Origin of the sequence: Paenibacillus stellifer (genome assembly GCF_000758685.1) — a bacterium.
Lineage (GTDB): Bacteria > Bacillota > Bacilli > Paenibacillales > Paenibacillaceae > Paenibacillus_AQ > Paenibacillus_AQ stellifer.
In genome coordinates, this window is sequence record NZ_CP009286.1 from 4125019 (window position 1) to 4143467 (window position 18449).

At 49.1% G+C, this 18449-nt stretch carries 18 protein-coding genes; 8 read left to right on the forward strand and 10 right to left on the reverse strand.

The genetic code is table 11. From position 1 onward, the window contains the following. Positions 1-183: 183 nt before the first annotated feature. Positions 184-1404 carry a YibE/F family protein gene (locus PSTEL_RS19050; protein ID WP_245624988.1) on the forward strand — a complete coding sequence of 407 codons (1221 nt, stop codon included), beginning with the start codon at positions 184-186 and terminating at the stop codon, positions 1402-1404. Positions 1405-1495: 91 nt separating this feature from the next. Here PSTEL_RS19050 and mtaB read toward each other — a convergent pair whose 3' ends face one another. The 8 genes from mtaB to PSTEL_RS27180 all read right to left on the reverse strand — a co-directional run bounded on the left by mtaB (position 1496) and on the right by PSTEL_RS27180 (position 9947). Beyond that, positions 1496-2839: a tRNA (N(6)-L-threonylcarbamoyladenosine(37)-C(2))-methylthiotransferase MtaB gene (mtaB, locus tag PSTEL_RS19055; RefSeq protein WP_038697774.1), complete on the reverse strand. Its 1344-nt coding sequence runs from the start codon at positions 2837-2839 to the stop codon at positions 1496-1498. 2 nt (positions 2840-2841) lie between these two features. Further along, complete coding sequence (locus tag PSTEL_RS19060; protein WP_038697776.1) at positions 2842-3609, reverse strand: 16S rRNA (uracil(1498)-N(3))-methyltransferase; 768 nt, start codon at positions 3607-3609, stop codon at positions 2842-2844. Between the two features lie 157 nt (positions 3610-3766). Beyond that, the gene (locus PSTEL_RS19065) at positions 3767-4447 is read right to left on the reverse strand and encodes a site-2 protease family protein (RefSeq protein ID WP_038697778.1); all 681 of its coding nucleotides are present in this window, start codon (positions 4445-4447) and stop codon (positions 3767-3769) included. Positions 4448-4449: 2 nt separating this feature from the next. Next, a complete protein-coding gene (prmA, locus tag PSTEL_RS19070) occupies positions 4450-5565 on the reverse strand; it encodes a 50S ribosomal protein L11 methyltransferase (RefSeq protein ID WP_038697782.1) in 1116 nt (371 codons plus the stop codon). Positions 5566-5746: 181 nt separating this feature from the next. After that, entirely contained in the window at positions 5747-6316 is a 570-nt protein-coding gene (locus PSTEL_RS19075) for a DNA-3-methyladenine glycosylase I (RefSeq protein ID WP_038697784.1), read from the reverse strand. Positions 6317-6495: 179 nt separating this feature from the next. Then, entirely contained in the window at positions 6496-8193 is a 1698-nt protein-coding gene (locus PSTEL_RS19080) for a DUF4179 domain-containing protein (RefSeq protein ID WP_038697786.1), read from the reverse strand. Next, positions 8153-8707 carry an RNA polymerase sigma factor gene (locus PSTEL_RS19085; protein ID WP_038697788.1) on the reverse strand — a complete coding sequence of 185 codons (555 nt, stop codon included), beginning with the start codon at positions 8705-8707 and terminating at the stop codon, positions 8153-8155. Before PSTEL_RS19085 ends, PSTEL_RS19080 begins: the two co-directional genes overlap by 41 nt. A 479-nt stretch (positions 8708-9186) precedes the next feature. Then, positions 9187-9947 (reverse strand): IS5 family transposase gene (locus PSTEL_RS27180; RefSeq protein ID WP_156996009.1). Its coding sequence is split into 2 segments (ribosomal slippage): positions 9187-9620 and positions 9620-9947, totalling 762 coding nucleotides; the frame shifts between segments, so codons are not numbered across the junction. Here PSTEL_RS27180 and PSTEL_RS27720 point away from each other — a divergent pair. The 6 genes from PSTEL_RS27720 (at position 9918) to PSTEL_RS19125 (ending at position 14794) form a co-directional block, all read left to right on the forward strand. After that, positions 9918-10406: a hypothetical protein gene (locus PSTEL_RS27720; RefSeq protein ID WP_156995914.1), complete on the forward strand. Its 489-nt coding sequence runs from the start codon at positions 9918-9920 to the stop codon at positions 10404-10406. The two genes, PSTEL_RS27180 and PSTEL_RS27720, sit on opposite strands and share 30 nt — an antisense overlap. A 224-nt stretch (positions 10407-10630) precedes the next feature. After that, positions 10631-11410, forward strand: a complete 780-nt coding sequence (locus PSTEL_RS19105; RefSeq protein ID WP_156995915.1) for a hypothetical protein — start codon at positions 10631-10633, stop codon at positions 11408-11410. Next, entirely contained in the window at positions 11407-12108 is a 702-nt protein-coding gene (locus PSTEL_RS19110; protein WP_052098689.1) for a hypothetical protein, read from the forward strand. Before PSTEL_RS19105 ends, PSTEL_RS19110 begins: the two co-directional genes overlap by 4 nt. 109 nt (positions 12109-12217) lie before the next feature. Continuing rightward, on the forward strand, positions 12218-13411 hold the full coding sequence (locus tag PSTEL_RS19115) for a transposase (RefSeq protein ID WP_038694187.1): 1194 nt from the start codon (positions 12218-12220) through the stop codon (positions 13409-13411). A 130-nt stretch (positions 13412-13541) separates the two neighbouring features. Beyond that, a complete protein-coding gene (locus tag PSTEL_RS19120) occupies positions 13542-14126 on the forward strand; it encodes a hypothetical protein (protein WP_156995916.1) in 585 nt (194 codons plus the stop codon). 5 nt (positions 14127-14131) lie between these two features. Continuing rightward, complete coding sequence (locus PSTEL_RS19125) at positions 14132-14794, forward strand: ATP-binding cassette domain-containing protein (RefSeq protein WP_038697796.1); 663 nt, start codon at positions 14132-14134, stop codon at positions 14792-14794. Between the two features lie 195 nt (positions 14795-14989). On the opposite strand, the gene PSTEL_RS19130 is transcribed toward PSTEL_RS19125, so the two are convergent. Together PSTEL_RS19130 and PSTEL_RS19135 are read right to left on the reverse strand one after the other, a co-directional pair. Then, positions 14990-15442 carry a hypothetical protein gene (locus PSTEL_RS19130; protein WP_038697798.1) on the reverse strand — a complete coding sequence of 151 codons (453 nt, stop codon included), beginning with the start codon at positions 15440-15442 and terminating at the stop codon, positions 14990-14992. Positions 15443-15495: 53 nt separating this feature from the next. Then, positions 15496-17280 carry an ABC transporter ATP-binding protein gene (locus tag PSTEL_RS19135; RefSeq protein WP_038697800.1) on the reverse strand — a complete coding sequence of 595 codons (1785 nt, stop codon included), beginning with the start codon at positions 17278-17280 and terminating at the stop codon, positions 15496-15498. Positions 17281-17453: 173 nt separating this feature from the next. Here PSTEL_RS19135 and PSTEL_RS26420 point away from each other — a divergent pair, with 173 nt between their 5' ends. Further along, entirely contained in the window at positions 17454-18380 is a 927-nt protein-coding gene (locus PSTEL_RS26420; protein ID WP_052098692.1) for an AraC family transcriptional regulator, read from the forward strand. Positions 18381-18449: the final 69 nt, after the last annotated feature.

Consider the following 18449-nt stretch of genomic DNA (forward strand, 5'->3'; position numbering starts at 1 on the left):
TACTTTTTTCGAATTTAAGTACTATCGTCTAAAATAGTCCTCATTTGTTTTGGCAGTGTTAGCTGAATATTGATCTTATGCAAAGAGCAGGCCCTTCCCATTTTTATATTGGGTTAACAAAAAAAACATCACTCGTTTACACTGCCCGTCTACAATCAACCAAGTTTGGAGTAGAAGGCGAGCGTGAACGAGAAGATGAATAAATCCCAATGGGTCCGTATGGGAATTGTGACAGCCGTATTATTTTCGTTTTTTGCATTTCTGTATGTTTTTAATGCGCACCAGCCCGGCAAGTTTTTTAAACAAGGAGGAACCGCCTATATCAATTACGAGGAAGCCAGAATCGTCGCAGTATTGAGCGAGAATGTCGCGGAAGATCCTGTCCTGAAAGGCTTGTACCGGGGCAATCAAATGCTGCAGGTCAAAATTTTGACGGGAGAGCATAAAGGCGAGATCAAAACGATCAAAAATGACCTCAGCGACCGTTTTAATGTGTACGGCAAAAAGGGCATGAAAATTATGGTCTGTATTGAAACCGCCAATAAGAACCTATACGAAGTGAGGGTGTACAGCTATAATCGGGCTCCGACACTGTATATTTTTATCTTCCTTTTTGCTGCACTGATGTGGCTCATTGGCGGCCGGAAAGGCTTGAAGTCCGTGATCGGCCTGGCGTACACGATGATCTGCATTGTTTTTCTATATATTCCACTGCTTTATCATGGATTCTCACCGATTTTTGCCTCTGTGCTTATGGTCGTCATCACGACCTGCGCCAATCTGTTCCTGATACATGGCTGGAATTCCAAATCGTTATCTGCAGTCATCGGGACTACGCTGGGCGTTACAATCGCCGGCATCGTCTCTGCCCTGGCGGGCAGCCTGGCGCATATTTCGGGGCTTAATACGGAGGAAGCGGAAACGCTGATCCTGATTGCCAGAGACACTCATATGGGGGTAAAAGACCTGCTGTTTGCCGGAATTCTGATCGCCTCGCTGGGTGCAATCGTCGATGTGAGCATATCCGTCGCTTCGTCGGTCCACGAGGTATATTCCGCAAACCGGAAGCTTGGCATGAAAGAGCTATTCCTCTCCGGAATGAACGTTGGCCGCGATATGATGGGCACCATGTCCGATACCCTCATTTTGGCTTTCACCGGCAGCTCCCTCCAGTCCTTGATTCTGATCTATTCCTACCGTGTGCCGTTCAACCAGTTATCCAATATGGAGATGGTGGGCATTGAGGTGGTACAGGGGCTGTCGGGAAGCATAGGCGTGATTCTGGCCGTTCCGATCGTCGCCTTTATTTCATCGCGCCTCATTCCATACATGGAGCATAAGCCCTCCGGGCCTAAGAAGTGGAGACTGCCTTTCAAATCACTCAAATCTGCAAAACCTCAGTAAGACTGCTGTTCACTTGCCTTCACAGGTAGATTGGGGCGTGTATAAAAAAAGATTCCGTCTCCGCACTGCGGAGATAGAATCCCTGTTAGAGTTAACGCAAGGCGCCGCTAAGAGCGTTATCCGAGGATGAGACAAGCTCACCCTTGCATTCATTCACGCCCGCTTCCGTGATCTTGACCCGGCACAGCTGCCCCTGCAGCTCATCGCCGCCTGCAAACTGCACCTGCAGGTAATTGTCGCTGAAGCCGTGCTGAATGCTGCGGGCGGGAGCGTCCTTGGCGGAGCGCTCCGGGATAACCGCTACGGTCTGTCCCAGGAACCGGCGGGCATAGGCCAGCTGCATGTCCTCGGACAGGTCGATCAGCTGCTGAACGCGCTCATTCTTGACATCCTCGTCCACCTGATCCTCCATCCGGGCGGCAGGCGTGCCGGTCCGCTTCGAATACGGGAACACATGCATTTCGGAATAGCCGATCTGCTTCATGAAGTCGTAGCCTGCCCGGAACATCTCGTCGGTCTCACCCGGGAAGCCCACGATGACATCGGTCGTGATCGCCACATCCGGCATCGCCTGGCGGATACGTTCCATTTTGGCCAAATACTCTTCAGTCGTATACTTCCGGCGCATCCGCTTCAGCACCTCATTATGTCCCGCTTGGAGCGGAATATGGAGATGCCGGCACATCTTGGAGGAGCGGTTCAGCGCGTCCATCAGCTTGTCGTCGATCTGGCTCGCCTCAATCGAGCTGATGCGCACGCGCTCCAGTCCGTCCACCTTATCCAGATCCCACAGCAGATCGGAGAGACGGTAATTCTCCAGATCGTCGCCGTAGCCGCCGGTATGGATGCCGGTCAGCACGATCTCCTTGTAGCCCGCTTCCACGAGTTGATGGGCCTGCTTCACGATCGATTTCGGGTCCCGGCTGCGGGACAGCCCGCGAGACCATGGGATAATGCAGAAGGTGCAGAAATTGTTGCAGCCGTCCTGAATCTTGAGAAAAGCGCGCGTCCGGTCGGCGAAGCCCGGCACATCCAGCTCCTCGAATTCGCGGGTCTTCATAATATTGCGGACCGCGTTCACCGGCTGGCGCGAATCCCGGATGCTGTTCACATGCGTCATGATCTGGTCACGGTCCTGGTTGCCGATGACGAGATCGACGCCGGGAATGTCCAGAATTTCGCCTGGCGATGTCTGCGCGTAGCAGCCCGTTACCGCCACGATCGCTTCCGGATTGCGGCGCACGGCGCGCCGGATCATCTGCCGGCTCTTCTTATCCCCCGTATTGGTGACGGTGCATGTATTGATCAGATACACATCGGCTTGTCCTTCAAAGTCCACCTGCTCATAGCCTTCCTGTTTGAACAGCTGCCAGATGGCCTCGGTGTCGTAGAAATTAACTTTGCAGCCCAACGTATAAAACGCTACGGATGGCATTCTCAGGCTTCCCCCATTTCTCCGGTTTCATATAAAATACAGGCCGCGGCCACCATGCCCGCCGTCTCGCAGCGCAGGATGCGTCTGCCCAGACCGACGGACACCGCGCCCGCTTCCTCCGCTTCGCGGCATTCGTCCTCGCTGAAGCCCCCTTCAGGGCCGACGATCACAAGTACAGCGTTCTCCGCCGCGCCGTTCTTAAGCCGCTCCGCCCAGGGAGCGACCGCCGTGCGCAGCTGCAGCCCTTCTTCCTTCTCGTAGCAGAAAAAGACGGCATCATAGCCTTCGGCCGATTTCAGCAGCTCTTTCCAAGACAGCGGCGCGGAAATCTCGGGCACGATATTGCGATGCGCCTGCTCCGCCGCTTCCTTGGCGATCTTGCGCCACCGCTCCAGGCGCTTGCCTTCCTTGCGTTCATCGTACTGCACGATGGTCCGCTCGGACAGAAACGGCACGAAGGCGGCCGCGCCGATCTCGGTGCATTTCTGGATTACGATCTCCATCTTGTCGCCCTTCGGGAGACTTTGCGCCACCGTAATTTTGGCCTTCGGCTCATGCGTCATCGGCAGCATTTCGAGGATGGCGGCGGTAACGACGCCCTCCCCGATTTCGGCGATTTCCGCGAGCGCCTCCCGCGAGGCACCGTCGCTGACAATCAGCTTGTCTCCGGGTCTTCCCCGCATGACTCTGGCGATATGGCGGGCGTCCTCGCCGCCGATCGTAACTGTACCCTCACCGAAACTGTCCTTCGGTATGAAATACCGCTGCATGTGCATCAACATCCTGTTCTCTTAAGCTTATATTTCAGGCGAAAACGGCGGCGTCCCTCGCCTGCCGGGCACCGCCGCCGTTCTATTGTCACTGTATAACCAGTCCTATGCTATGATACAACGTTTGGGGCCTCATGAACAACCCCGCCCGCTTCTGTCAGCTAAAAAGATTATAGAAAAAATTCAGGAAATCAAACTGCATGTAAGATGCCCACATAGTTAGAGGCGTGATCGTGTAGGCCCGAAGAGCCGGAATGAAGACGATCAGCAGGAACAGAAACATCGCCCACTGCTCGAACCGCTGGAGTCTGCCCCTTACGCTGCGCGGTGCAAGATCCTCGACGATCCGGTAGCCGTCAAGAGGCGGCAGCGGAATGAGGTTGAACAGAAGCAGAAAGAAGTTCCAGAAGGTGAAAATGCTGAAGAACAGATGGAACGCTTCTTGTCCTTTGGCTGAAGGAATACTGTCTACAACACCTGTTCCCAGCAGCAGACCGTACACGAGACAGCCCAGAATCGCCAGCAGCAGATTGCTGATCGGGCCTGCCGCCGACACGATAATTCCCATCAGCCGCGGACGGCTGAAGTTGTCCCGGTTCACCGGCACAGGGCGCGCCCAGCCGAAGCCGGCGATCAGCAGCAGAATAATGCCGAAGAAATCAAAATGCACCGCTGGATTCAGCGTCATCCGTCCCAGCAGCCGGGCAGTCGGGTCGCCGAACTTGTTCGCAAAATAAGCGTGGCTGAACTCATGCACCGTAAAAGCAACCAGGATCGTTATCAGAACGAACGGAAGCTGGTCCAGCGGAATACGAATAATCTGGCTTAAGAAATCCATTTCTACCTCTTTCCGGCTGTAAACGCCACCCAATCTTCTTCCTTCGTCACTTCCCTGATCTCAAATCCGGAGGCGATAAGCGCCTGTCTGACCAGCTCTTCCTTGTCCTTGTAAATACCTGAGGTAATATACAGACCTCCCGGCTGAAGCGCGCGGTACACATCGTCCGTAAACAGCACGATGATTTCGGCCAAAATATTGGCCACAACGATCCGGACGGGAAGAGTAACATTCAGACCACCGTAAGCACCGGATGAATCCGCTGCCGCGGACACAGCGTCAAAGCCGTCATCGCCCGGCTTCTCTTCTTCCGTCTCCCCGTGCTCCCCTTCGCCCTGCTGCCGGGGTGCTCTGGCGGTCGGCCACATGGCGCCTTCCGGCTTCTCGGCCGCTCCTTCGCCGCCGAGCAGGGAGAGCAGATCGCTCTCTTTGACCGAGATGCGGTCCAGCAGGTCGTTCAGTTCCACATTCTCTATGGCGCTCTTGACGGCGACCGGATCGAGGTCCAACGCCAGCACCGATTTCGCGCCGAGCAGCACCGCGCCTACCGCGAGAATGCCGGAGCCGGTGCCGACGTCGATCACTTCTTCCCCGCCCTTGATCGCCTTCTCCAATGCGCGCAGACAAAGGGCTGTCGTCGGATGAGTACCGGTGCCGAACGCCATGCCCGGGTCCAGATGAATGATCTGTTCCTCAGGGCTTGCCGGCGTGTAGTCTTCCCATACCGGCCTGATCGTGAGCCGGTCGCTGACACGCAGCGGCTTGAAGTACTGCTTCCAGGCATGGGACCAGTCTTCCTCATCGACCGTCTTCCAGCTGATCTCCGCTCTGCCGGGATCAATGCCGAAATCGTACAGCTCGGCAATCTTGGGCGCCAGCTCCCCGCATATATCGTCCATCGGCGTGCCCTCGGAGAAATAGCCCTTAATCACCGCTTCGCCTTCCGGGATATCGTTCAGCGGCTCGTCATACAGCTCGCCGTATCTCGTCTCCCGCTGCTTGGCCAGCGTACCGGATTCCTCGATGGACACGCCGCCCGCTCCCGCATCATGGAGCATCGCGGAAATCATCTCCTGGGATTCTTCAGTTGTATGTATCGTCAATTCATGCCACAGCATTACTGCATAAGCCTCCTCAATTCACTATATCCCACTAATTCTCTATGTCTCGCCATTATATCTGTATCTCCGCTATTATACCTTTATCCCCATTATTATACCTTAAGGGCGGCTCCCGGGACAAACCGGCGGTTAATTACAGGGGTGGCCAGCGGGATTCACGGCCAGGCCCGTCACCTGTCTACCGCCCGCTCTCTCTGAAGCTGCAGGCCGTTACATGGTCGTTCACCATGCCGGATGCCTGCATGAAAGCATAGCAGATTGTCGAGCCGATGAATTTCATCCCCTTCTTCTTCAGCGCTTTGCTCATAGCGTCTGACTGGGGCGTTGTGGCCGGAACCTCACTTAGGGAAGCCGGGTTGTTGATAACCGGCGAGCCGCCGACGAAGCTCCACAAATAACCGCCGAAGCTGCCTTCATCCCGCATGATTTCGCCGTACACGCGGGCATTGGTAATGATCGCCTTGATCTTGAGGCGATTCCGGATGATGCCGGAATTGCCCATCAGCTCTTCTACCTTGTTATCGTCATAAGCCGCAATAATCTCCGGATCGAACCCGTCGAAGGCCTCGCGGTAATTTTCTCTTTTTTTAAGAATCGTGTACCAGCTCAAGCCCGCCTGCATCCCCTCCAGCATCAGCAGCTCGAACAGCTTCAGGTCATCATAGACCGGCTTGCCCCATTCCTCGTCGTGGTAGGCGATGTACAGCGGATCGGTGTTCACCCACCCGCAGCGTGTGATTTCGTGCATGTCCTCTTCCTTTCCGGGATTCGGGCTCCCGCTCTTGTACAGTAAGACTAATCAAGATACAGAGGTGTTGTCAATTGTAGTGGTTCCGTCCACATCAAAATGAGGGGCCGATACGGCCCCCCCAGTCAAACCTCAAATATGACTCTTCTGATGCCCGACCATCACTTCCTTCAATGGCCTTATTGCAGCGTCACTCTCGTCTCTTTCTCCGGTTCGTTCGTCGTATAGAAGAACATATGAACCTCCGCTTCACTTCCTTTGAAGCCTTTGTACACATCAATCGCATGATTGTCTTTTTGCCCGTCGATGCCGTATTTCTGCACTTTCCCCAGCAGCCGCTGGCCGTCTTGCATAATGAAGGTTTGATTGACCCCTCCGAACAGGGTATTGTCACTGCTGCTCTCCACATACAGATCGGAGCCCTTCATGTAATAAGTCCAGGTTACCGGGTAACCGCCGATTACGGCATTCAGATGCCGCTTCTCTTCATCAATTCCCGTAAACCGGAACGCAGTCTGCTGATCCTCGACATAATTAACCTTAAAGACTCCCACCAACACGATATGGCTGTCTTTCTTGATAATCAGATCTGACGGCATTTCGAACTGGTAGCCTCTATAACCCGGATCACCCTGCACGGCAGAGTAATACGGAGCAGCCTCCAGCGTCCGTCCATCGATTTCCAGTCTGTATTTCTGATAGGGGAAATTATAAGGAAGCTTGCTGCTTCGAATGCCTACCCGGATTTGGGTCGGGGTAACGACCATTTTCTCGACTTTGAGCGCGTTGTTCCCCGGCTCCAGCGGAACATTCAGCGGCGTAATTGTAGTTCCGAACTCCATCTGTTTTTTGCTTAGCGTCATATCAAAATTCCAGGGCTTGGATACTGACTGCTCAAGCCGCCAATACTGCAATTTGAAGGAGGCTCCCGCAGCCGTGGCGTCTGATGTTTGATAATACTGCTGGGTTGTGTAATTCCCATGTTCATCCGGCGTCCCGAACATCGATCCAGACAGCTGCTGAACCGCTTCTTCTCCATGAAACAGCGCAATCTGCGGATACGTCCATTCCTTGGCCTCAGGACGATCGAATAAAACGGTGGACGCGAAGAGGGTCTTCCCGCTATCCATCCGGAATGTCTGTACGGCAATCTCCTTAATCCCTTCCTTGCCTACTTTAAAGCTCTGTGACGCGTTCGACGATGGATTCAAGGAAATGTCCTGTTCTCCCAAGCTGTATGCCGTAAGCCCCTCTGCGACCAGCCTTACCTTGGCGGTTTCGGTATCCGGCGACCACTCGGTTTCGAAATATCCGTTATAACGGCCTTTCTGCTCATCCCACTGCAGATAATTATATCCTTCACCGAGTTTATTCCCCTGCTCACTCTCAATGTAGAGATCCCCGAACTTCCAAAAATCCGTCTCCGCCCGTTTGCCTACATCCAGCGTGAACAGGATAACCGTCCGGTTCTCGTCCACAAATGCCGTTTCAAGATTCAGTTTAATGCCGTTCATGGTCATGGTCTGGCCCAGCTTCTGCCCGAGATTCCGGTCTAGCGCGGACTGGATGCCGGGCTTGCCTGTCAGGAGATGTCCCCAGTCCCCATGCACGGCCGCATAGACAGGAGCGGCGATCAGCAGCACGGCGACCGAGGCCGCAATCGTCATTTTGCCCCAGCTTCGACCCTTGCGCTGTGTTTCATTGTTTTCTGGTCCAGACCAGCTCCACTTCACGTCCGGCCCTTCTGACATCACGCTGTTCGTCTGCTCCGTAAGCAGCCGGTCTCGTTCAATCGACTCCCACATTCGGTTAAAATCGGGATAACGGATATTCTCTTCACTTAATTTGAGTGCCGCTAACCGCTCTGCATCCTTCACGGGTATCCTCCTCTCTCGCAATCGCACGCTCCTGCTTCTCCAATATGCCCTTTACCTGCCTCAGTCCCTTGTGGAGCCTCGATTTGACCGTTCCGACCGGAATCGATAGCGTGTCCGCAACTTCCGAGAGTGTCATGTCATGCACAAATCGAAGGACGATAACCGCCCGGACTTTGACGGGAAGCTCCTTCATCACCTCTGCCCACTCCGACCGGCTTGCCCGCTCTTCCGCCCGCTGCTCCGCCGACAGATCGTTAGCCGGGGCGAACCGGGGCAGATTGGACTCGATTTTGAACCGGAAGAGTTTCTTGCGTCTGAGATGGTTCAGGCATCGGTTGACGGCGATCCGGATGAGCCAGGCTCTGTGCTGCCCGATGTTATCGGTCCTGCTGCGGAAAGCTGTTATAAAAGTATCGTGACATAAATCCTCGGCATCCGCCGGGTCGCGAACCATATACAGGCAGGTTTTGTATACGTCCTTGTTGTAAGCCTCGAACAATTCCCGGTTATCCACTGTATCCCTCCCTTTCCCCTTTCTTCACCCTTAAGACAATCGGGAGGCGATAAAGGTTCATTTTTCCTCAAATACGTCTTTATGCAAAAAAGAACGGCCCTCAGGTAGTACGCCCGCTTATTGTACTGATTGTTATCTGCTATTATAAAAACATTCTCCTACTCAATGTCTAAATCTCGTTACGGTTCGAAAGTAGTCTCACGGACTCTAGAATATTGATACTGGATAAGCCATGCCGAAAAGGTTATATGAAGGAAGTTTAATATTTATTAAAAAAATATTTACATTATTTAGGATGTTATGTTATTGTTAACCTGTCGACAATATATGGTATTAGTACACTATATTTGAATTTGTGGAATTAATGATTTTTAGGATGACTGGCCAGCTTCCAAATTCTAAATTGAAGGGAACATTGAAATGAACAAGAAAAGATTATTTTCTTCACTTATTGTTGCTACTAGGGTGTGTATGCAAACCTAAGCAAGCCATATCATAATGGAGGCCAGGGACAAAAAAGCCATAAAGGTACACGCCAGCTTATCATAGCGAGTAGCTAGTCGACGATAGTGTTTTAGTTTATTGAAAAAGCACTCGATCAGATGACGCTCCTTGTAAATCTCACGGTCCCATTCCAGGGGCTTCCGACGATTTTTCTTACTTGGAATCACACAGGTCGCAGTCTGTTCATCCAATAGACGGCGGATTCGGTTGGTATCGTACGCTCGGTCAGCCAACACTTGCCTTTTCGTTAAGTCCATTTGTTTCAATATCTCATAACCGGTTACGGAGTCATGACAATGGCCTCCGGTCAGCACAAAGCGCAGTGGGTTGCCCAGCGCGTCAACGACTGCGTGGATTTTGGTTGTTAATCCGCCCCGGGACCGCCCAATGGCTTGCTTAAGGCCCCCCCTTTTGCGCCCGATCCATGCTGATGGACACGGACAATCGTGGTATCGATCATGACGCTTTCCTCGTCGGGCTCTGCGGAAACATGCTCCAGAATACGGTCCCAAATACCGGCCATTTGCCAGCGGCGGAATCGACTATAGACGGTAGACCAAGAGCCGAAATATTCAGGTAAATCCCGCCAGGGGGCACCTGACCGTGCTACCCACAGCATGGCATTTAGCATTTGACGATGGTCTTTCGGGGGTCTCCCTCCTTGTGGTTTTCTCTCCGGCGGTAGCAGGTCCTTAATGGCTTCCCATTGGTCGTCACGGATTTCATATCGATTCATCATACCTATGATTTACCCATTTTATGGGGTCATAGTTTGCATACAGGCCCTAGTATTATCTTAACAGCGGTTCCTATGAGTTCATTTGCTGCTCAAAGTGATGAAAAAAGCGCTTCAGGTGGTTGGAGTGAAAAAGATGGTTACTATGTCGATGCTTCTTCCTCCTCAGCAGATCTTGGCTTCAGTACGCGTGGGGTTCCAGTGGCATCTTCGCCTGAGGTTCATACAGGAGAAGTGCAAAATACTTACGGTGGGCATGATGTGCTTATGGAAAGAGTACATGGATATACAGCTTGGGAGGGAAAATATCACTATACTCGTGCTCGTTTTGAAAGTCAACTCGGCAGCGGTGTGGTCGGAGACAGTAATCGAGTGTATGGAACAAATGTCACTAATGCTTACGGTGGATGGGTAACTGATCGTTGGGGTTATGTTGCAGTTACCAATTGGGGAAGTTAACAATTAGGAGGGAAAGAGAGATAATCTAAAGATTATCTCTCTTTCAAAATTACATGCAGAAAATATATTTCAAAAGTAATCATAACTACATTTTTTGTAGTGTTGTGGTGTTTATTTATTTTTTAACAATTTCAACATGTTGGTTATACTCTTATTTTAATTATGAAAATATGATAAACAACGGGTATGTAAGTAACAAATCGATCTCGTTTAAAATGGAGAGAATGGAGAGAATCGCAGATGAAAATATTTCAAACTTTATTTTAATGCAATATGATAGCTCAACTCCAAACATCAAATATGTACAAATTAAAGGAAATATTAAGCTACCTCCAATCTCGTACACGAAAAAGACAGGTTTAGATGAAAAAAAAAAGGTTGCTATTATTGGTACTTCTGTTGATGAACATCTTATTCCTAATGAATATGAGGTTGTCGGTTATTTTAATACTCCACGTTCGTATAAATTAAAAGCAGAGTCTTGGTTAATTAGTGCCGAAAATATAGATATGAATAATGGTAATAATTTTATTTTTTCTTCTCCAAGTTCAAATGCGAAAGAGAAGCTTTACTTTTATCTAGGTGTAAAAAATATCGAAGAAATATCATTACAGAAGTATGGTACATATTCATTACGTTCTAATAAGCTAATTAAGACAACAATATATTTGGTGATTATTTTTTTTGTTATCCTTTCTACTTTGCTTATTTACATTTGGGCAAATAGTGATAGAAAACTTATTACAGTATCTTATATTTCAGGACATTCCTATCTGCGAATAGTAAAAACAATATTTAAATATAAATTATCCCCATTTATAACAATGTCAACAATTGTGTTGATTTTTTCAGTGCTTTCTAACACCTATTATTTGGGATTATGGGATAATGTTTGGCTCTATTATACTTTTATTTTATATGCATATCTTTTTCTTATTGTTCTTATAACACACGTATTTACAGTGATAAAATATTCGCTTCAAAGAGGAGGCAGAAGATTTTGAAGTTTGTTCAGCATGTATTATTTAAGCAAACCAAAATCCTTTTCTTTACTTTAATTGTGGTCTCTTTTTGCTTTTGCATCTTAGTATTCCAATTAATCACAAATCTTAATCAAGCTAATTTGGAAGTCCGCACTACTAATAATTATAAGGATAAAAACTTATATATATTATCTGATTCTTTATACGATGAAAAAGAAACTGAATTTTTTTCAAACATGAATAGTATGGACATTTTGAAAAGTTTTTCAACGGAACTATCAAAAAAACAAACTTTCGACTATTATAATGCAATTTGGCAACCAATTGAAGTTTCTGATTTCAAAGGTGATATTCATTTTGATGCTTATTATGAAAATGGCTTTAACCAACCTGCATATAATATTAATGGTTTGAGTTATCGAACTATTAAATCAGTTCAATTAAATAAAATAGTATTTGATTCAAATAACATACAGTTAAGCGAAGGCGAGTTATTCACAGATACAGATTTTATTTATAATGATAAAAAAAAACAGATCCCTATAATACTGGGAGCAGATTATAGAGGGATTTATAAACCTGGAGACAGTTTTAATATTCTATATTATCAACGACCTTTTGAAGGGATAGTTAAGGGAGTCTTGCCGCCATCTCAAAAAATACTTACTAAATCTGAGCCCGAACTTTTTTTAGACACTTATATGAGCATTTTGCATTAATCTAAGCCCTTGTTACACAAAGCAATTTTGAGCATAAAAAAGGACTTCACCCCAACTTGGAGAAGTTTTCAAGTGACCAAACGAGAAAACCCAAGGGAGTGAAGTCACTATGTATATTCTCCAAGAAAGTCTATTTTCCTTTGAAGAGCTTCAAAAAATCGAATCGAAAGAGCGATTGCCCATCTTTTTCAGCGCTTTGGACCTGCGACCTTACGCAAGAGAATTGAGAAATCCCTCACCCCGAGGAGCAGACGGACACTGTCGTCAAGGCATTCTTCGCGCGCTACTCGCAGCTCCTTTAGAGAATATCGATACGTTCACCGGCCTAGCGCGCAGACTAAAGTTTGACCTCCGTTTCCGTTACCAATGTGGGCTTCGACTGGATATCCCCGCTCCTTCGATTTCTACATTAAGTCGAGTCTTTGCCGAGTTGACTGGCAAAGGCCTTGCCAAGCAGTTGTTTGAGGATCTTGTGACTCAGTGCCAAGAAGCTGGAATCATCGACGGAACTCATGTCGCTATCGACAGCGCCGCTATTCACGCTTACGAGAAAAAGGAACCCAAGCGAAAAAGTGAACTCACCGGCAATGCCAACTGGGGTGCCAAGTTTGACACCTTTGGCAACAAAGTCAAGTGGTTTGGCTATAAGTTGCATCTGGCCGTCGATGCCAAAAGTGAACTTCCCATGGCGCTCAAGGTGACCTCTGCCCATGTGAACGACGGAGACGAAGGGCCTGCACTCATGACGACTGTCGCTGCGAAATCTAAAGTGAAATTCTTCATGCTGGATGCGGGCTACGACCAAATAAAAAACTACGAGGCCGCCCGGAACGTCAAGGCGCAAGCCATTATTCCGCTGAATCCACGGAATGAAAAGGAACCGCCAGCGGGGATTACCCGCAAAGGCACGCCCTGTTGTTCGATGGGATTTCCCATGACGTATTGGGGACAGGAAAAGGTGCATTTAAAATTCCGTTGTCCACATGCGACAGGTCAAGTGGATTGTCCTTTGGGCATGGCCGCTTGTTCGTCCTCCAATTATGGAATGGTGGTTAAAATCAACAGTCAAACGGATCTCCGGCGTTATGCGCTACCGCATCGGGAAAGCCGAGGCTGGAAGGAACTTTACAATAAACGAACCAGTGTAGAACGCTGCAATTCTCGAATGAAGACCTATTTAACTGCAGACCAGCTTCACGTCTGGGGGATTCAAAAAGTGACAACTCACCAATATTTAAATGCGATTGTGTTACTTGCCTCTGCGCTTGCCATTGCGAAGCAACGAGTACAGAACGCCGCTTAAAAACTTCCGATTCATTGAAATTCTGTCCGTCTGTCTATTTTTCACTCCACTCTCACAACACTGAGATTTCGTTGTAACCTAACTTTGACTTTAAATCAAAATATGAATTATGCAAAATGCTCATATAATTATGCCTTTAATGACGTTTGATAATGACGTTGATCTGAATAGTAATGGGGTTTTTGTTAGAGCATCATTATTGAGTCAAATTAATGGGATGATTATCTCAGACTTATCTCCATTGCAAATAAGAAAAGAACTATCCAACATCTCTCTTGAATCAAATTTTAACGATTATCAAATAATTGGAGCTAACAGTGTGGCAATAAATGCTTTAGTGAAAATGACAGAAGCCAACAGAAACATATTGTACATATTTTCAGGTATTACAGGAACAATTACTATTACACTTTTCTTGTGGTCTATTAATGCAAGCATAAAAAAGAATTTTGATATATATAAAGTATTGTTAATCTCAGGTGCAAGTATGTCTCAGCTATCCAAAGTTACTCGAAATCAGTTCATGGTATGCTTTGGGTTAAGTAGTTTAATCCCCTTAGTTCTGATTTTCTCTTTAATCAACAATTCAAGTAACATTATTATTATTTATTTTTTAGTTATTTTGATTATTTTCGTTCTTTTTACTTATATCATTCATTATTTTACTAGACATATATTTAAAAGATTAGATATCATACAACACTTGAAAGGCTGATCTAGATGACTCTTTTGATAAAAAATATTAAGAAGCAATATAAAGAGAAATTAATATTCGAGAATGTTTCATTGACGGTAAAGCCTAGTCAAATTATTGCATTGAAAGGAAAGAGTGGTACAGGGAAGAGTACATTATTGAATATATTGGCTGGATTAGAAAAACCGACCTCAGGAGATATCATTTTAAATGAGAGTTCCTTTGCTCAGAAGAGTTTAAATGAACTTAGTTCAATACGTGCTGAAAATATCGGTTATGTTTCTCAATTTAATCCTATGATACCTAAGTTAACAGCTTTACAAAATATAACGGTACCATTGTGGCTTAATAAAAAGAAAAAAAATGAAATTAATACACAAAACCGCATTAAACATTTTGCGCAATTATTACAAGTTGAGCAACTTCTTGATAAAAAAATAGAAAAGCTATCTGGCGGCGAATTACAGCGCATTGGTATTATTCGTGCCTTAATAAATGAACCAAAATTAATTATAGCAGATGAACCAACAGCTTCGTTAGACGATGAAGCAGCGTCATTGGTTCTTGAATGTTTTAATGAAATAAAGGGCAATGGTACCATTATACTGCTCGCTACACATAATATAAATATTGCATCTTTATGTGATTGTACATATTTATTAACGAAAAATGGATTAGTTACCAGTTGATTTAAAGATGCCGGAAATCAATAGGAATTATCTTAACTCATGCGAGCGTATCCTTAACACGATTCATCGGCTTATCAGGAGTAAACAAACGGCACAGGGCTCTTCCCCATGCCGTTTCGCTTTCATTTCTACTGCGGGTCTTGATCTTAGAGCTTAACTTAATGACATTGGCCCTCAGGCCGCCCTCTTCGTCTTCTATTTGAACCATTTCAGCAGGCTGTACGGCACATAATTGCCGACTCCGACGCTGCCGCCGGGACTGACCTTCGCCCCGATGACCGCCGGGTTGAACGTGTTCGGAATATCCAGCTTGCCGGCCCGGATGCTGTCTTTGGTTAAAGACACCTCCAGTTCCTCGCCGCTATCCAGATACAGAACCGCCTTGATCTCGGCTCCTACCTGCAGCTGATAGACAGGCCTCCCGGTGTTGTCCTTGACGTCGAATACGCCGGGAACCGAGTTAACAACGCTTGAATAGGGATTGCCGATTGGCTCATTCTTCAGAATATCGAAGACCGGCGCTTCCTCGTGGTCCAGCAGTATGCTGACCATCAGTCCGTCCGGCGCCTGCTCTACGATGAGGTAGCGTCCTGCGAACGCCAGCGGAATGGAGTACTCCTCAAATTGATAGCCTAAAATAAGTGTCATGATCTTTCCCTCCCAGACATTCTCACTTCGACACCGGGAAGACGGAACCCTGCTCACATATTTTTCAATTTGAAGAACTCGCCCTTCATTTCAAGCAGCTCGTCGTAGCTGCCGACCTCCACGATCTTCCCCTGCTTCATAACGACAATCCGGTCCGCATTCTTGATGGTGGACAGCCGATGCGCCACGATAAAGGTGGTCCGGCCATGCATCAGCCGCTCGATCGCGCTCTGGACATGCCGTTCCGATACGTTATCCAGCGCCGAGGTTGCTTCATCCAGGATGATAATCTTCGGATCGCGGACCAGCGCCCGCGCAATGGCAATCCGCTGCCGCTGGCCGCCGGACAGCTTGCCGCCATGCTCGCCGACGGATGTCTCCAGCCCTTGGGGCAGACTGTCGATCACATCCTGCAGATTGGCCATGTATACCGCCTGCTGCACCTGCTCATCACTGATGTTCGGCAGGCCGTACGTTATATTTTCACGGATCGTACCCGAGAACAGAATATTGTTCTGAAGCACAATCGCCAGCGACTGGCGGTACTGCCTCATGCTCAGCTCATCCATCGGAACGCCGTCCACCTTGATGATCCCGCTCTGGGGCTTGTAGAAGCCGATAATGAGATTCAGGATGGTGGATTTGCCCGAACCGGATTCCCCGACGAAGGCGATCGTCTCGCCCGCCCGGATATCCAGCGAGAAATCTTTCAGCACATGCCGCTCGGACTCCGAATAGCGGAAGCCGACACCCCGGAAGCTGTATGCCCCGTCGACTGCGTCCAGCTTCGTGCGGCCCTTGTACTCCTCCGTCTCGTTCGACAGCAGCACCTCGGAGACGGAGTGCAGGGATTCCATGCCTTTGACCAGGTTCGGATACACGTTCAGGATGGAGGTCACCGACCCGATGATCATGTTGAAAAAGCCCTGGTACATGACGATATCGCCGATCTCCATATACCCCAGATGCGCGAGATAGGCGGTGAAGAACAGACAGCCGACCTGGAACAGCTGGAACACAACCCAGCTGGAAGAACCGAAATAGGCCTCAAGCACATCAAGCATATGTCCCCGCTGGCGGATATTTTCCAGCGCAGCGTCGACCTTGCGGATTTCGACCTCCTCCAGGCCGTGTGCGCGGGTAACCGGGATCATCTCCACTGTCTCCGATACCTTGCCGGACATTTCTTCAATATTCCGGCGCACCTCGCGGTTGCGCTGGGACATCCGCGAACGGAACAGACGGACCAGATAAATCGAAGTCGGAGCCATCAGTGCGAAGAAGAGCGCAACCATCCAGCTGTGGTACAGCGTCAGTCCCACCACAACTGCCAGGTTGATGCCTGCCGGAATGACGGTCATCATCATTTGCCGGGACAGGAAGTCGATCGCTTCCACGTCGCGCAGTACCTTGGATTGCAGCCTCCCTGCGTTCATATCGCCGTGATAACCGAGCGACAGCTGCTGCAGCTTGCGGACGAGGGTGCTGCGAAGTCCGGCTTCCACATGGCGGGCTGCCTGGCTGATATATTTGATGTGCATCGTATGCGTGGGAATATTCTGCACGATGACGATGAAGATCACGGCGAAATTAATCCAGAATTCCTGCATGGAATGGCGGTTCGGGTAACTGACAATATTGATGATATTGGCCGTTACAACAGGCAGCACCCAGACCGGCGAGGTCTTCAACATATAATAGAAAGCGGACAGCGCCAGCTTTCGGTTATGTTCCCGGAAGAGACGCGACAGCAGCACGAAGGGACTTCTGTTCCCTTTATTGTCGCTCTCCGCCTGGAACCATTTCGTGTAATCCAGGGTGGATTCCGTTTTTGCCATTACATTCACTACCTTTTCGCTTATAATCGGATTCAGAAGGAAGAAAGTCTTCTACAGCCGAATCGGCTTTTTTCGTAAAGCCAGTATAGCCCCGGGCGAAATATTCTTCACTAACTTATTCGGTCTTGTTTTGCCCCGGAATAAACATAATCGGTCATAGGGAGCTGATCAGTATGGGCGCTTTGAAAGATAACGCCGTCTATTACCCGCATGTCCGCACAGATCTCTGCCTGCACGCGCCGCATATCCGCTCGGTATCGAAAGGCTGGACCTGCTGCCGGCATATTCACCATATGATGTTCGAGTTTCTGCTCGTACGCAGCGGCGAGCTGAACGCCTTCGCCGGAAAATCGGAGAAGGTGCTCCGCGAGGGCGATCTTCTGATCGTATCGCCGATGCAGCTTCACGGCTACGACACAAGAGATTCGGAAGAGGCCTCGTTCAGTGTGGCCCATGTGCAGGTCAGTGACGAGGAGCTGCTGCATCTGTTCCAGACCGTAAATGAAGGCTTCTACCCGGCCGGTCATCGCCTCAATGAAGCGTTGAAGCCGCTAATCCGCCAGCTCTTCGAGACGCTGGACGGCGACCGAATCCGCAGCATATCCGTTATGACCAAGGTATTCCCGCTGGTGGAGACCATTCAGGAGCATTTTGCCGCAACTGCCGCAGCTCTTCCGGCCGAAGAGCTGACGGAACCGGCGTACCTTATCGCCAGGGAGATTGAGAGCATGCTTCACCGGCGGTTGGACACCGAGCAGGATGTCTCCCTCATCGGATCGGACGCCTCCGCAGAAGCCGAAGCAAGCAACTGGCTGGAGGAAATTTCGGCCCGGCTGAACATCAGCCGCCGCCATTGCCACCGTCTGTTCAGCCAGGCATACGGTATGTCCCCCCGCCAGTACCTGATGATTCTCAAGCAGCAGGAGGCGATGCAGATGCTGGAGCGAAGCAGCGATTCCATCGAACTGATCGCTTACCGGCTCGGCTATGTGAACGCCCAGAGCTTCATCCGCCAGTTCTCGGCCTGGGTGGGCTGCACACCGGGCACGTTCCGCAGACAGAAGCCGGAATCGGTGAATTTCCTGGCTCCGCCGAGCTGAGGCGGGAGGGGCATGCCTTTCGGATAGCGGCAGCGGTAGACATGCAATAGAGTAATTTCCCTGTGACAG

What these genes read in the sequence shown, in the direction of transcription:
- PSTEL_RS19130 (WP_038697798.1), bottom strand. Translation starts at nt 15,442, where the DNA reads ATGACACTTATTTTAGGCTATCAATTTGAGGAGTACTCCATTCCGCTG.
- PSTEL_RS26420 (WP_052098692.1), top strand. Translation starts at nt 17,454, where the DNA reads ATGGGCGCTTTGAAAGATAACGCCGTCTATTACCCGCATGTCCGCACA.
- PSTEL_RS19125 (WP_038697796.1), top strand. Translation starts at nt 14,132, where the DNA reads ATGACTCTTTTGATAAAAAATATTAAGAAGCAATATAAAGAGAAATTA.
- PSTEL_RS19060 (WP_038697776.1), bottom strand. Translation starts at nt 3,609, where the DNA reads ATGCAGCGGTATTTCATACCGAAGGACAGTTTCGGTGAGGGTACAGTT.
- prmA (WP_038697782.1), bottom strand. Translation starts at nt 5,565, where the DNA reads ATGCTGTGGCATGAATTGACGATACATACAACTGAAGAATCCCAGGAG.
- PSTEL_RS19115 (WP_038694187.1), top strand. Translation starts at nt 12,218, where the DNA reads ATGTATATTCTCCAAGAAAGTCTATTTTCCTTTGAAGAGCTTCAAAAA.
- PSTEL_RS19105 (WP_156995915.1), top strand. Translation starts at nt 10,631, where the DNA reads ATGGAGAGAATCGCAGATGAAAATATTTCAAACTTTATTTTAATGCAA.
- mtaB (WP_038697774.1), bottom strand. Translation starts at nt 2,839, where the DNA reads ATGCCATCCGTAGCGTTTTATACGTTGGGCTGCAAAGTTAATTTCTAC.
- PSTEL_RS19065 (WP_038697778.1), bottom strand. Translation starts at nt 4,447, where the DNA reads ATGGATTTCTTAAGCCAGATTATTCGTATTCCGCTGGACCAGCTTCCG.
- PSTEL_RS19120 (WP_156995916.1), top strand. Translation starts at nt 13,542, where the DNA reads ATGCCTTTAATGACGTTTGATAATGACGTTGATCTGAATAGTAATGGG.
- PSTEL_RS19135 (WP_038697800.1), bottom strand. Translation starts at nt 17,280, where the DNA reads ATGGCAAAAACGGAATCCACCCTGGATTACACGAAATGGTTCCAGGCG.
- PSTEL_RS19075 (WP_038697784.1), bottom strand. Translation starts at nt 6,316, where the DNA reads ATGCACGAAATCACACGCTGCGGGTGGGTGAACACCGATCCGCTGTAC.